This window comes from Pseudomonas sp. B6002, from assembly GCF_013385985.1.
Classification (GTDB): domain Bacteria; phylum Pseudomonadota; class Gammaproteobacteria; order Pseudomonadales; family Pseudomonadaceae; genus Aquipseudomonas.
Genome location: NZ_JACAOY010000016.1, coordinates 48,375 through 60,927, shown reverse-complemented (window position 1 = coordinate 60,927; position 12,553 = coordinate 48,375). Strand labels below are relative to the sequence as shown.

Annotated in this window: 14 protein-coding genes; 13 read left to right on the top strand and 1 reads right to left on the bottom strand. The window is 60.8% G+C overall.

Annotation, left to right across the window (positions count from 1 at the left end; all coding sequences use genetic code 11):
- The 13 genes from HX792_RS21005 to HX792_RS20945 all read left to right on the top strand — a co-directional run bounded on the left by HX792_RS21005 (position 1) and on the right by HX792_RS20945 (position 11,043).
- A complete protein-coding gene (locus tag HX792_RS21005; RefSeq protein ID WP_176997897.1) occupies positions 1 to 930 on the top strand; it encodes an electron transfer flavoprotein subunit alpha/FixB family protein in 930 nt (309 codons plus the stop codon).
- Positions 931 to 1,099: 169 nt separating this feature from the next.
- Entirely contained in the window at positions 1,100 to 1,915 is an 816-nt protein-coding gene (locus HX792_RS21000; protein ID WP_176997896.1) for an ABC transporter substrate-binding protein, read from the top strand.
- A 9-nt stretch (positions 1,916 to 1,924) separates the two neighbouring features.
- Positions 1,925 to 2,287 (top strand): DUF4398 domain-containing protein, encoded by a 363-nt coding sequence (locus HX792_RS20995; protein WP_176997895.1) that lies wholly within the window; start codon positions 1,925 to 1,927, stop codon positions 2,285 to 2,287.
- Positions 2,284 to 3,099 (top strand): OmpA family protein, encoded by an 816-nt coding sequence (locus tag HX792_RS20990; protein WP_176997894.1) that lies wholly within the window; start codon positions 2,284 to 2,286, stop codon positions 3,097 to 3,099. Before HX792_RS20995 ends, HX792_RS20990 begins: the two co-directional genes overlap by 4 nt.
- A gap of 250 nt (positions 3,100 to 3,349) precedes the next feature.
- On the top strand, positions 3,350 to 4,789 hold the full coding sequence (locus HX792_RS20985) for a PLP-dependent aminotransferase family protein (RefSeq protein ID WP_017138335.1): 1,440 nt from the start codon (positions 3,350 to 3,352) through the stop codon (positions 4,787 to 4,789).
- Positions 4,790 to 4,893: 104 nt separating this feature from the next.
- Positions 4,894 to 5,385, top strand: a complete 492-nt coding sequence (locus HX792_RS20980) for a translation initiation factor 2 (RefSeq protein WP_176997893.1) — start codon at positions 4,894 to 4,896, stop codon at positions 5,383 to 5,385.
- Positions 5,386 to 5,547: 162 nt separating this feature from the next.
- Positions 5,548 to 5,802 carry a YkgJ family cysteine cluster protein gene (locus HX792_RS20975; RefSeq protein ID WP_176997892.1) on the top strand — a complete coding sequence of 85 codons (255 nt, stop codon included), beginning with the start codon at positions 5,548 to 5,550 and terminating at the stop codon, positions 5,800 to 5,802.
- Positions 5,803 to 5,843: 41 nt separating this feature from the next.
- Positions 5,844 to 6,449: an START domain-containing protein gene (locus HX792_RS20970; protein WP_176997891.1), complete on the top strand. Its 606-nt coding sequence runs from the start codon at positions 5,844 to 5,846 to the stop codon at positions 6,447 to 6,449.
- 103 nt (positions 6,450 to 6,552) lie between these two features.
- Entirely contained in the window at positions 6,553 to 6,789 is a 237-nt protein-coding gene (locus tag HX792_RS20965; RefSeq protein ID WP_176997890.1) for a hypothetical protein, read from the top strand.
- Between the two features lie 214 nt (positions 6,790 to 7,003).
- Positions 7,004 to 7,345 carry a ribonuclease E inhibitor RraB gene (locus HX792_RS20960; RefSeq protein ID WP_003193463.1) on the top strand — a complete coding sequence of 114 codons (342 nt, stop codon included), beginning with the start codon at positions 7,004 to 7,006 and terminating at the stop codon, positions 7,343 to 7,345.
- A gap of 533 nt (positions 7,346 to 7,878) precedes the next feature.
- The gene (locus HX792_RS20955; RefSeq protein ID WP_176997889.1) at positions 7,879 to 9,288 is read left to right on the top strand and encodes a circularly permuted type 2 ATP-grasp protein; all 1,410 of its coding nucleotides are present in this window, start codon (positions 7,879 to 7,881) and stop codon (positions 9,286 to 9,288) included.
- A gap of 4 nt (positions 9,289 to 9,292) precedes the next feature.
- On the top strand, positions 9,293 to 10,243 hold the full coding sequence (locus HX792_RS20950; protein WP_176997888.1) for an alpha-E domain-containing protein: 951 nt from the start codon (positions 9,293 to 9,295) through the stop codon (positions 10,241 to 10,243).
- Positions 10,240 to 11,043, top strand: coding sequence for a transglutaminase family protein (locus HX792_RS20945; RefSeq protein WP_176997887.1), 804 nt, complete (start codon positions 10,240 to 10,242; stop codon positions 11,041 to 11,043). The genes HX792_RS20950 and HX792_RS20945 overlap by 4 nt, the downstream gene beginning before the upstream one ends.
- A gap of 151 nt (positions 11,044 to 11,194) precedes the next feature.
- Here HX792_RS20945 and HX792_RS20940 read toward each other — a convergent pair whose 3' ends face one another.
- A complete protein-coding gene (locus tag HX792_RS20940; protein ID WP_176997886.1) occupies positions 11,195 to 12,001 on the bottom strand; it encodes a cytochrome c in 807 nt (268 codons plus the stop codon).
- Between the last annotated feature and the right edge of the window lie 552 nt (positions 12,002 to 12,553).

Sequence of the window (12,553 nt, the reverse complement as noted above, 5' to 3'; positions counted from 1 at the left end):
ATGACTATCCTCGTAATCGCCGAACACGATAACAAGGTGCTGGCCCCGGCCACCCTGAACACCGTGGCTGCCGCTGCTAAAATCGGTGGCGACATTCACGTACTGGTTGCCGGCCAGGGCGCTGGCGCCGTGGCTGAAGCCGCTGCGAAAATCGCGGGCGTGAGCAAAGTCCTGAACGCTGACAATGCCGCCTACGCGCATCAGTTGCCAGAAAACGTTGCTCCGCTGGTAGCTGAGCTGGGCGCTGGCTACAGCCACATCCTGGCTGCCGCCACCTCTAACGGCAAAAACATCCTGCCACGCGTTGCCGCGCAGCTGGACGTTGACCAGATCTCCGAGATCATTTCGGTAGAAAGCACCGACACCTTCAAGCGCCCGATCTACGCCGGTAACGCCATCGCGACCGTACAGTCCAACGCTTCGATTAAAGTCATCACCGTGCGTGCCACCGGTTTCGACCCGGTTGCCGCCGAAGGTGGTTCGGCTGCCGTTGAAGCCGTTGCGGCTGCCCACGACGCTGGCACTTCCAGCTTTGTTGGCGAAGAGCTGGCCAAGTCGGACCGTCCTGAGCTGACCGCTGCCAAGATCGTCGTTTCCGGCGGCCGTGGCATGCAGAACGGTGACAACTTCAAGCACCTGTACGCCCTGGCCGACAAGCTGGGCGCTGCGGTCGGCGCTTCCCGCGCGGCCGTCGACGCAGGTTTCGTACCCAACGACATGCAGGTCGGCCAGACCGGCAAGATCGTCGCGCCACAGCTGTACATCGCCGTCGGTATCTCCGGCGCGATCCAGCACTTGGCCGGTATGAAAGACTCCAAAGTGATCGTCGCGATCAACAAGGACGAAGAAGCACCGATCTTCCAGGTGGCTGATTACGGCCTGGTGGCGGACTTGTTCGAAGCTGTACCTGAGTTGGAGAAGCTGGTCTAATCCAGCCGCTTCACTTATAAAGAGCCCGGTCGTATGACCGGGCTTTTTTTTGCCCCGTAGGAGCCGGCTTGCCGGCGATAGGCCTGTCAAATCTGTATTGGTCGTACGGACGCCATCGCCGGCAAGCCGGCTCCTACAAGGGATGCGTTTGTCATTGGGAGGAGGGGTCATGGAATTGCGTCGTTGGAGTGTATTGTTGGGGCTTGCGTTGCTGCCGGGCCTGGCGCCGGCCGCCGGCAAATGCGAGCGCCTGGTGATCACCGGCAGCCCGGACGCGCCACCGCTGCTGTGGCGTGACCCGCAAGACCCCACGCACCTGATCGGCGCCACCGCCGATGTGTTGCAACAGGTGGGCAAGGACCTCGGCCTGAAAATCGACCTGCTCTACGGCGGCAAGCGCTCCCTGGCGCTGGAGGAAGTGCGCAGCGGGCGCATGGACGTTCTGGCCGATGCGCCGCTGAACCTGGGCGAGCTGGAAACCCTCGACTACATCCACCCGGCGCTGGTGCAGATCGATTACCTGGTGTGGACCCGCAAGGACTCGACGCTGGTGTATGCATCGGCCGCGGACCTGCATGGCCACAAGGGCGCAGTGTCAGAGCGGGCGCGCTTGAGTGCCGACTTCGAGACGTTTGCCGGCCAGCAACTCAGCTTGCAGCGTTTGCCCACCCTGACCCCCGCGTTTCAGAAGCTGCTGCTCGGTGAGGTGGACTACGTGCTGGCCGGACGTTATTCCGGCATGGCCATGGCCCAGACCCTGGGCATGAGCAATGACCTGGTCGCCCGCGAAGTGCCCATCGACCAGCCGGGCCTGTACCTGGCGATTTCCCACAACTCGGCCTGCAATGATCCGTGGCTGCGCGGACAGTTGGCCAAAAAGATGACAGAATTGCCCGCTTCCGGTGTGGCGCAAGCGGCGTTGCAGCGCAATCTGGAGCGTTGGAAAGCGCAATTGCAGCAACCTGTCGGCACCCCAGCAAAGTAAGGATTTTCAGTGACTCTTCGACCTCTTTTCGCGGCCCTCGCCGTTGTCGCTCTGGCGGGATGTGCAGCCGATCCTGCGCCGAATGAACAAATACGCCTCACCCAGCAGGCCCTGGAACAAGCCAGTGCGGTGGGCGCCAGCACCGATGAATCGCCTGAACTGAAACTGGCTGAAGACAAATTCGCCCGGGCCAAGGCCGACATGGCCGACCAGTCCTACAAACACGCGCGCATGCGTGCCGAACAGGCTGAGCTGGACGCACGCCTGGCCGAAGCCCAGGTGCTGACCCGCAAGAGCCAGGAACAACTGAATGTGCTCAACACGCGCATTACCCGCCTGCGCAAGCAATTGCAGTTGGGAGAAGCCCAATGAGCCCGTTGATCCGTGGATTGAGCTGTGTGTTGCTGCTGGGCAGCGCGGCGTTGGGCGGTTGTGCCAGCCAGCCCAACAGCGAGCAGGCCTTGCAACTGGCCAGCAATGACTTCCAGAAGGTCAAGGAAGATACCAACGTGCTGCGCTTTGCGCCCAAGGACATTATCCGTGCCGGCGAGTCCCTGGCCCGCGCCGACCGTTTGTCCAGCTACTGGGGCAGCGGCGCCGACGTGGTGCATTACGCCTACCTGAGCCAGCGCTACAGTGCCATCGCCCGTGAACACACCGAACAGGCGCTCAACGCCGAGCGCGGCGTCAAGCTCGAACTGGAGCGCCAGCGCCTGCAACTGGCCCTGCGTGAAAACAAGCTGGCCAGCGTGCAGCAGCAAGGCAAGTGGCTTGAGCAGCAAATCGCCAGCCTGACCACCACCCAGACCGATCGAGGTTTGGTGATGACCTTGGGCGATGTGCTGTTCGACACCGGTGAAGCCGAGCTGGAAAACTCGGCCAACCGCACGGTGCTGAAAATCGTGCAGTTCCTGCAACTGAACCCCAAGCGCACAGTGCGCATTGAGGGTTACACCGACAACACCGGCGGCGAGCAGGAAAACCTGAAACTGTCCCGCGACCGTGCGCAATCGGTGGCCGATGTGTTGATGGACCTGGGCATTGATGAGCAACGCATCGAAGTCCAGGGGTATGGCGATCAGTACCCGGTGGAGGCCAACGCTTCCGAGCGGGGCAGGGCGCAGAACCGTCGGGTCGAGATCGTCTTCTCCGATGAAAAAGGCCAACTCGGCGCCGCCCGCTAACGCCTGGCACCGATCAAAATGTGGGAGCTGGCTTGCCTGCGAAGGCGGTGTATCAGTCAATATTTCATTGGTTGACACACCGTCTTCGCAGGCAAGCCAGCTCCCACCGTTGTTTGGTGTACACCCTTACAGTTTTTACTGTCACTCCCGCCCGCGCTCGACTATTGTGGCAACTGTCCCCGTACACTTCTAAACTGTGCCGGTATGTTTCACACAAAAATAAAATACCCGTGAAATCGAGTGCTGCGTCATGACCAATCTGTTGCTTTACCAACGTATCGCCCAGCAACTGGCTGAGGATATCCGGCGCGGTGTCTATCAACCGGGGGAGCGCGTGCCTTCGGTGCGCAAGATGAGCTCCCAGCTCAATGTGAGCCATGCGACGGTATTGCAGGCCTACGCCAACCTGGAAGACCAGGGGCTGATCCGGGCGCGGCCGCAATCGGGCTACTACGTGCACCAGACCCCCGCGCTGACGGCCCCTACGCCGGACATCGCACGGGTCGAGCGCCCAGGGTTGGTCACCCGCAGCAGCATCATCCAGCAGGTCTTGGTCGAGTCGCGCCGCGAAGGGGTGTTCCCGCTGGGCGCGGCCGTGCCGAGTGTCGACTACCTGCCCGTACGGGCACTGCACCAGCAGTTGGCCAAGGTCACGCGCTTCCAGAGCCCGCGGGCGTTCAGCTACATGTTCAGCCCCGGCTTCGAGCCGTTGCGCCGCCAGGTGGCGATCCGCATGCGTGACGCCGGCGTGGTGGTGGACCCTTCCGAAGTGGTGATTACCCACGGCTGTGTCGACGCGTTGCAGATGTCGTTGCGTGTGCTGACGCGCCCTGGCGACCTGATCGCCGCTGAGTCGCCGACCTATTACGGTTTGCTGCAACTGGCGGACCTGTTGGGCCTTAAAGTCATCGAGATCCCCAGCGACCCGGCCACCGGCATGAGTTTGGAAGCCCTGCAATTGGCGGCCAACCAATGGTCGATCAAGGCCCTGGTGCTGACCACGCGCTTGAGCAACCCGCTCGGCGCGACCATGCCCGAGGAGCGCCAGAAGCAACTGCTGCGCCTGGCGTCGGACTTTGATATCCAGATCGTCGAGGACGATATCTACGGCGAGCTGATGTTCGAGCTGGGCCGTACCAAGGCGCTTAAAGCCTACGACCGCCTGGACCGGGTGATCTACTGCTCGAGCTTTTCCAAGACCTTGTCGCCGGGTGTGCGCATCGGCTGGATGATCGCTGGCAAGTACCAGCAGGAAATCCAGCGTCTGCAGATGTTCAGCACTCACTCGGCGTGCAGCGTGACCCAGATGGGCGTCGCGGCCTACCTGGAAAACGGTGGCTATGACCGGCACCTGCGCTACATCCGCCAGGAATACCGCAAGAACCTCAGCGCATTTCAGTTGGCGGTGCAGCAGTATTTCCCGGAAGGCACGCAAATGACTCGTCCGACCGGGGGCTTTATCTTGTGGGTCAGTTTGCCGGGCCGGGTCAATACTCAGGAACTGCACGTGCGCGCCTTGCAGCAGGGCATCAGCATTGCGCCCGGGGTGATATTCAGTAATACGGAACAGTTCAACCACTGTATTCGCCTCAACTGCGGCACCCCGTGGAACCGCGAGGCAGAGCGCGCGCTGATGACACTGGGGATGCTTGCCAGCCAGTTGTGCCAGGAAACCGCAGCGGGTTTTTGAGGCGTGCATTGGGGACAGTACGGATCGCCGGCAGATCAGCACGCTTGTCATGCCGCGCACAACAAGCGAGCATATGGCCCTCTGCCGTTAATGCTGTTGGCGATATGACCTCTATTTTTCGCGCTGCTGTGGTGATTGGCCTGCTAAGCCTGTGCAACGTCGGCACGGTGCTGGCGGCAACCCCCGTGACAGACAGCAAGCCCGCCGCCAGCAGCCAGCAGAAGACCCCCGCGAAGAAACCGGCCCCGGCTAAAAAAGCCCCGGCCGCCAAGAAAAAGGCGGCGGCGATCAAAAAGCGTGCACCGATCGCCAGCAAGTCCAAATCGGCCCATGAAGTCGCCCAGACCCAACTGCCACCGGCACAGTTGGACCTTTCCCTGCCGTCGGACATGGTCCGGCACTTGCAGCCGATTGGCACCATGCCCAAGCCCAAGAGTGTGCCGTTGTTGCCGCCGATGTTCGGTGAGAAGCCGTCGGACAACAGCGCGTTCCAGATCAACGGCCGCCTGCTCAGCAACGAGATGAAGCTGCAACTGCGTAACGAAGAGCGGCGTGAAGTGGAAGGCGCCGCGCTGGATTTCGAATTCAAGCAGTAAACTTTTCCCCCGAAGGTGACCCCGACCTTCGACCATCTGTCGCAGACTGGTCAGTCACTTTTGTTTTGTGCGAAAAACCCCTGTTAGACCATTTTAAAACGGCTGTTTTAGGGCGTACTCTAGCCCGGCCATCCACATTGAGTCGTCGAGGACCTGCTGGTCATGAAATGCCGTGAAGGCTGTGGCGCTTGCTGCATCGCCCCCTCCATCAGTTCACCGCTGCCGGGAATGCCTCAGGGCAAACCTGCGGGGGAGCGTTGCCTGCACTTGTCGGTCGAACAGCTATGCCTGCTGTTTGGCCAGCCGGAGCGACCTGCGGTGTGCAGTGATTTCAAGGCAGATCCTGAGGTGTGTGGCACCGACCAGGCCGATGCAATCCGATTGATCGGCTGGTGGGAGCAGATGACGGCGGCTTGATGGGCTTTACTATCGGAACTTCAACAATAAGGAATACAACAATGGGTTCGCTGAAACGAATGGCTGTGTTGTGCGGTTTTACGGTGTTGTTTGCTGCCACTGCCCAGGCTGAGGATTGGCAAGTCGCCAAGGACGAAGACGGTATCAAAGTGTCTTTGAGCGAAATTGCCGGCTCCAAGTACAAGGCCTATCGCGGTGTGACCGTGATCAAGGCTCCGGTGGCAAAAATCGTAGCGCTGCAGGAAGACGCCGTCGGCGCTTGCACCTGGATCCACGAGTGCAAATCGCAGAAATTGCTGAAGACCGAAGGTGACAAGAGCTGGACCTATACCCAGTTCAAGGCACCGTTCCCGGTGACCGACCGCGATTCCATCCTCGAAATCACCACCAGCAAGGCGGCTGACGGTACCGTGACCCGCAAGCTGCTGGAAGTGCCGACCTACCAGCCTGAAGTCAAAGGCTACGTGCGTGTGGCCCAGGTGGATGGCTTCTGGAAGCTGGTGCCAAAAGGCGACAGCCAGACCGAAGTCACTTACCAGGTGCACACCGAGCCAGGTGGTAGCGTGCCGTCGTGGTTGGCCAACAAGTTCGTGGTGGACGCGCCGTTCAACACCTTGAAAGCCCTCAAGGAACGCGCCGAGAAGTAAGCGCTATCGGTCCGGTGCCTCCGGCCTTGGGTGGAACGTTTGGCGAACCCCCAAGGTCCAGATAGATGTGAGCCCACACGCGGGCTTTATCGAGGAGGCACCGATGCAAACGTGGCAAATTACATTCGTTGATGACCACGGCGTTAAAGCTGTGGAGCAGTTCACCTGCGAACAAAAGCCCAGCCTCGAAGACGCTGCGCACATGATTCGCAACAAGCTGGTGCCCGTTGCGGCCGAGCTTGACCTCAATGACCTGGAGGGCCGCAAGCCCGAGCCGACGGTCAAGATCCTCAAAGACCAGAACAGTATCCAGATCCTCGACATCTCGCCTGCCGCCTGAACATTCCCTGACTGCCATTAAAGCGCCTCTGGTGGAGGTGATAGCTTCGCGCTACTCTGCAATCGAGATCAGCGAATGATTCGCTAAGGTCTGGTCTTGTCAGCTACATGCTTGTTTTCCCTCGGTGTTGTTATTTGCCGTAGCACCCGCGCCGTTAGGGCGCGGGCTTCGGGAAGCACGGAAAGTCTATCCATCAATTTGAGGAGCACTTTTCATGAGCACAGCCTATCAAGAAGACATCAGCACCAACGTTCTGCGCCGCATGAAAGAAGGCGGCTTCGACTTCTCACGTTTCCACCCCATCGAGTTCTACGCCATTTTCCCGGATGAGGAACGGGCGCGCAGGGCGGCGGGTCGGTTTCGCGGGGAATCCCTGAATGCCCAGGTCAGTGCGCGCGACGACGGCGCCTGGTACCTGGAACTGAGCAAAATCATGTTCGCGACCTACGACGGCATAGGAGACTTCGAGCAAGACTTTGAAGCGGTGGTCGAGCCGCTGGGCGGGATCATCGAAGGCTGGGGCGTCAAGCAGGAGGTGCGTGGGTTACCCATGTAGCAGTATGAGAAACACAGCGTATCGGCTGACCTTAGGGTCGGCCGTTTTTGTTTATACCTCCCCAACATGAAGACCCCCACACCCCTGTAGGAGCCCGGCTTGCCGGCGATGGCGATCTCAAGAACGCCATCGCCGCGGTGCGACGATTCGGCAAGCCGGGCTCCTACAATTTCGCGGCGCAAAAAAAAGCCACCCTAAGAAGGGTGGCCTAAAGGGAAGACCGGAGGAGCCGGTCGGTACACGAAGTACCACGGTACCGATTGCGCAAAGGGTAAAGCTGTAGGACGAGTCCTGTTCAGCAGATGGTGGTGATTATCCGCAAGCTTCAGCGGGCAGTGAAATCAACTCTGACTATGCTGTTGATAGCCAAAGCCCGCATTGCGATGAAGCGTGCGCCATGGCGCCGGGCATTCTGCGCACCAGGACGGTGCGACGTGTGCCTCGCATTAATTCAACTCACTGATTTTAAAGTGTTTATGCCGCTGGCACGGGCCTTGCGATGGTTCTTGCGTCCGGGTGACAAGGAGTACGGCATGATCCGCACTTATTACGACGAAATGTACGATGGGGCAGGGCAGGTTCGCCCCCATTACCGCGAGTTCGCCCGATGGTTGGCCGAAACCCCGGCTGAACTGCTGGCCCAGCGCCGGCGCGAAGCCGATTTGCTGTTTCACCGCGCCGGAATCACCTTCACCCTCTACGGGGACGAGCAGGGCACCGAGCGCCTGATTCCCTTCGACACCATCCCGCGCAGCATTCCGGCCAGTGAATGGCGGGTTGTCGAGCGTGGCTGCATTCAACGGGTCAAGGCGCTGAACATGTTTCTTGCCGACCTGTACCACGAACAACGCATCATCAAGGCCGGGATCATCCCCGCCGAACAGGTGCTGGCCAACGAGCAATACCAGTTGGCGATGCAGGGCTTGGACCTGCACCGTGACCTGTATTCCCACATTTCCGGGGTCGATCTCGTACGTGATGGCGACGGCACCTACTACGTGCTGGAAGACAACCTGCGCACCCCCAGCGGCGTGAGCTACATGCTCGAAGACCGCAAGATGATGATGCGCCTGTTCCCCGAACTGTTCGCTGCCCAGCGCATCGCGCCCATCGACCATTACCCCAACCTGCTGCTCGACACCCTGAAAAGCTCAAGCCCCCTGGACAACCCCAGCGTGGTGGTGCTGACCCCGGGCCGCTTCAACAGCGCGTTCTTCGAGCATGCCTTCCTCGCCCGGGAAATGGGCGTGGAACTGGTGGAAGGCGCCGACCTGTTCGTGCGCGATGACCGCGTGTTCATGCGCACCACTGACGGCCCCAAGGCGGTGGATGTGATTTACCGTCGTCTCGACGACGCGTTCCTCGACCCGCTGGCCTTCAACCCGGAGTCGATGCTGGGCGTGCCCGGCCTGCTCGCTGCGTATCGCTCGGGCAACGTGGTGCTGGCCAATGCCATTGGCACCGGGGTGGCGGATGACAAGTCGGTGTACCCCTTCGTCACCGAGATGATCCGGTTTTACCTGGACGAAGAGCCCATCTTGAAGAACGTTCCTACCTTCCAATGCCGCAAGCCTGACGAACTGTCCCATGTGCTGGCCAACCTGCCGAACCTGGTGGTGAAGGAAACCCAGGGCTCCGGTGGCTACGGCATGCTGGTGGGCCCGGCGTCCACGGCGGCGGAGATCGAAGCCTTCCGTGCGCGTATCAAGGCCAAGCCCCATGCCTATATCGCCCAGCCCACCTTGTGCCTGTCCACGTGCCCGACCTTCGTCGAAAACGGCATTGCGCCGCGCCACATCGACCTGCGCCCGTTCGTCTTGTCCGGCAAGGAAACCCGCGTGGTGCCGGGCGGCCTGACCCGCGTGGCCCTGCGCGAAGGCTCGCTGGTGGTCAACTCGTCCCAGGGCGGGGGCACCAAAGACACCTGGGTGGTGGAGGACTGATGCCATGTTGAGTAGAACTGCCTCCGACCTGTACTGGATGTCGCGCTACCTGGAGCGTGCGGAAAACCTCGCACGCATGCTCGATGTCAGCTATTCCCTGTCGTTGATGCCCCAGGACGGGCACGGCGACGGCCTGCACGAATTGGCCATGCCCTTGCTGATCACCGGCACGCTGGATGATTACCGCGAACGCCATGGCGAACTGCATGCCGAACACCTGCTGCACTTTTTTGCGCTGGATGCGGCCAACCCCGCCAGTATCTACAGCTGTCTCGGGGCTGCGCGGGCCAGCGCCCATGCGGTGCGTGGGCGAATCACCGCCGACATGTGGGAAAACATCAACGCCACCTGGCTGGATATTCGCGATATCGCCCAGCAGGGCCTCAGCCGCTACGGCATGAGCCGTTTCTGCGAGTGGGTCAAGGAGCGCTCGCACCTGTTTCGCGGTGCCACCTACGGCACCATCATGCGCAACGATGCCTTCCGTTTCATTCGCTTGGGCACCTTTATTGAACGAGCTGACAACACCTTGCGTCTACTGGATGCGCGCTACGAAATGGCCGGCGACCAGGCCGCTGCTGTCACTGACGGCACGGCCCACGCCTACTACCAGTGGAGTGCATTGTTGCGGGCGTTGTCGTCGTTCGAGGCGTACACCGAGATCTACCGTGATGCACCCGGTGCGCGCCAAGTCGCCGAATTGTTGCTGTTGCGCGCCGATGTGCCCCGTTCGCTGCGCGCTTGCAGTGAGGAGATCGATCAGATCCTCGCCAGCCTGCCCGGCCTTAACGGTCGACCGGCTCAACGCCTGGCGGCCGAGATGGACGCTCGCCTGCGCTTCACGGCCATCGACGAAATCCTCGAGGAAGGCCTGCACGCCTGGCTGACCGACTTTATCCCTTTGGTGCGCCAGTTGGGCGACGCCATCTACAGTTCCTACCTGGAGGCCGCATGAGACTCTCCATCAGCCACGAAACCACCTACCACTACGAGGACCAGGTGCGTGCGAGCATCCAGTACCTGCGCCTCACGCCCCACGACAGCGAGCGTCAGCACGTGCTCAGTTGGCAGCTAGACCTGCCGCGCCCCGTGCGCGCCCAGGTGGACCCGTTCGGCAATATCCTGCATGTGTTGACCCTGGATGAGCCCCACGATGCCATCATCATCGGCGCCCGGGGCCAGGTCGACATCGACGAGTTGCGCGAGGCCGAACACGAGAGCCAATCGGCTTTCCCGTTTCTGCGCAGCACACGTCTGACCGAACCCGATGACGCCCTGCGCCGGTTTGCCGAGCAGCACTGTCATCAGCGTCGCGACCGCACGGCACTGATTGACCTGATGCACGGGCTCAACCAGGCGATGGCCTACACGCCGGGCGCCACTGAAGTCGACACCAGCGCCGCCCAGGCCTTTGCTGGCGGGGTGGGCGTGTGCCAGGACCATGCCCATGCATTCCTGGCCTGCGTGCGCAGCCTGGGAATTCCGGCGCGGTATGTGTCGGGGTATCTGTACAGCGAAGAAAGCGCGCACCTGGCCAGCCACGCCTGGGCCGAAGCCTGGCTGGATGACGCCTGGTACAGCTTCGACGTGACCAATCAACTGGCCCGCCCGGAACGGCATTTGAAGCTGGCCGTGGGCCTGGATTACCTCGACGCCTGCCCGGTACGCGGCATGCGCCGTGGCGGCGGGCATGAGCAGATGCATGCCAAGGTATTTGTGGCGCCAACGCCCGTCATTTCAGTCCAGCAGCAATAGGCGACGTAGATCTAATGTGAGCTGGCTTGTGTGGGAGCCGGGCTTGCCCGCGATACAGACGCCTCGGTACAACAGATGCACCGAGGTGATGCCATCGCAGGCAAGCCAGCTCCCACACAAGCCAGCGCCCAGAATTGACGTGTGCTTGGGCTCAGGGTTGCTGCTTGCGACCGGCCATATGCTTCAAATACCCCACCAACAAATCCAGCTCATTGTCCGGTAGCACACTGGACGCGAACGCCGGCATCTTTGCCTGCGGCCAATGCCGCAGGCTCTGCGGGTCGCGGATGTAACGCTTGAGGAAATCACCGCCGAAATACTCGGTGGGGTTGTAGGGAATATTCAGGTCCGGCCCCACTTGCGCATCGCCTGCGCCATTGAGGCGGTGGCAAGCCAGGCAGTTTTTCTGGAACAGCGCAAAGCCCTGATTGATCGGGTCATTGGCGGCCAGCTTTGGGTCCGGCAGCAGCGCGGGAAAGCGCTCGGCAACCGTCTTCAACTGCTTGATCCCGGAGATCTGGAACGGCCATTGCTCGGGGCTGATATGGCCGGCCTGCGGGTCGGTCCACACCAGGTAAAACGGCCCGGCGCTGGGTTTGCCGTCGGCCAGCGCAGGCCACGGGTGGGCCGGGTCTTCTACCGCCAGCCAGGCGCGGGCGCCGCTTTTTTGCAGCAGCGGCGCGGCAGCGAGTTCGGCGGCGAACCCATCCAGGGCAACAGCTTGCAGGTGGTTTTGGGGCTCAAGACCCGGCAGCAGCACTGCCAGCGGCACAGCGCGATAGGTCATGTTGCGTTTGTAGGAAACGTCATCAGCGATCTGCACCGTCTGCGCTTCGGGCAGTTTGAGCAGGTCGGCGGTTTGCCAGGTCTTGGTGGTGTGGTCCAGTTCGATGGTCAATTGCGCAGCTGAAACCGGCAAGGCCAGCAGCAAGGCGAGAGCGGCAAGGGGGGTTTTCAAGAGAGAGCCCGGTGTGAAGTGGCGGTGGGGCTCACGATACCGGAAATCTGCGCGCAAAAAGACAGCCCCTGCAACGGGACCGCTATGCGCAATGTCCCGGCAGGTGCTGCCAAAAGCTGCAGTCCTGGTGCAGTGTGTGCACGGAATGTAGGGATCGGTGTATCACCCAATAACCTTGGTTAAGTTGGGCAAGATCAGAATCAGTGTGGTGGCGAACAGAATAAGTCCCGCCTGACGAACTTTCGTATGCTTGAACATGGCTGACTGCCTTTTGTTGTTATTCCTGAGCGTCAAATGCGTGCCGGTTTATTTCAGTATCGCGATGTGACGTTGCACTTTTCTTACAACTGCTCCAGCAAAACCCGGCAGCAGCTCCTTACAGATTCAACCTTAGAGCCCTCGTTCTGCGTGGCTTAGATCCATTTCATATCAGCTAATCAGCATTTGCGCTAAAAACGGAATGAGGCCTATCGCCATCTTGGCGCCAGACCCTTGGCTAGACAGCTAAAACGATTAATCAAGCAATTGCCGCCGCAGCCTACCGTTCGTCCG

Coding starts and splice junctions, on each gene's coding strand:
- HX792_RS20945 (WP_176997887.1), top strand. CDS start 10,240: ATGAGACTCTCCATCAGCCACGAAACCACCTACCACTACGAGGACCAG.
- HX792_RS20990 (WP_176997894.1), top strand. CDS start 2,284: ATGAGCCCGTTGATCCGTGGATTGAGCTGTGTGTTGCTGCTGGGCAGC.
- HX792_RS20950 (WP_176997888.1), top strand. CDS start 9,293: ATGTTGAGTAGAACTGCCTCCGACCTGTACTGGATGTCGCGCTACCTG.
- HX792_RS20970 (WP_176997891.1), top strand. CDS start 5,844: ATGGGTTCGCTGAAACGAATGGCTGTGTTGTGCGGTTTTACGGTGTTG.
- HX792_RS20965 (WP_176997890.1), top strand. CDS start 6,553: ATGCAAACGTGGCAAATTACATTCGTTGATGACCACGGCGTTAAAGCT.
- HX792_RS20975 (WP_176997892.1), top strand. CDS start 5,548: ATGAAATGCCGTGAAGGCTGTGGCGCTTGCTGCATCGCCCCCTCCATC.
- HX792_RS20985 (WP_017138335.1), top strand. CDS start 3,350: ATGACCAATCTGTTGCTTTACCAACGTATCGCCCAGCAACTGGCTGAG.
- HX792_RS21000 (WP_176997896.1), top strand. CDS start 1,100: ATGGAATTGCGTCGTTGGAGTGTATTGTTGGGGCTTGCGTTGCTGCCG.
- HX792_RS21005 (WP_176997897.1), top strand. CDS start 1: ATGACTATCCTCGTAATCGCCGAACACGATAACAAGGTGCTGGCCCCG.
- HX792_RS20980 (WP_176997893.1), top strand. CDS start 4,894: ATGACCTCTATTTTTCGCGCTGCTGTGGTGATTGGCCTGCTAAGCCTG.
- HX792_RS20960 (WP_003193463.1), top strand. CDS start 7,004: ATGAGCACAGCCTATCAAGAAGACATCAGCACCAACGTTCTGCGCCGC.
- HX792_RS20955 (WP_176997889.1), top strand. CDS start 7,879: ATGATCCGCACTTATTACGACGAAATGTACGATGGGGCAGGGCAGGTT.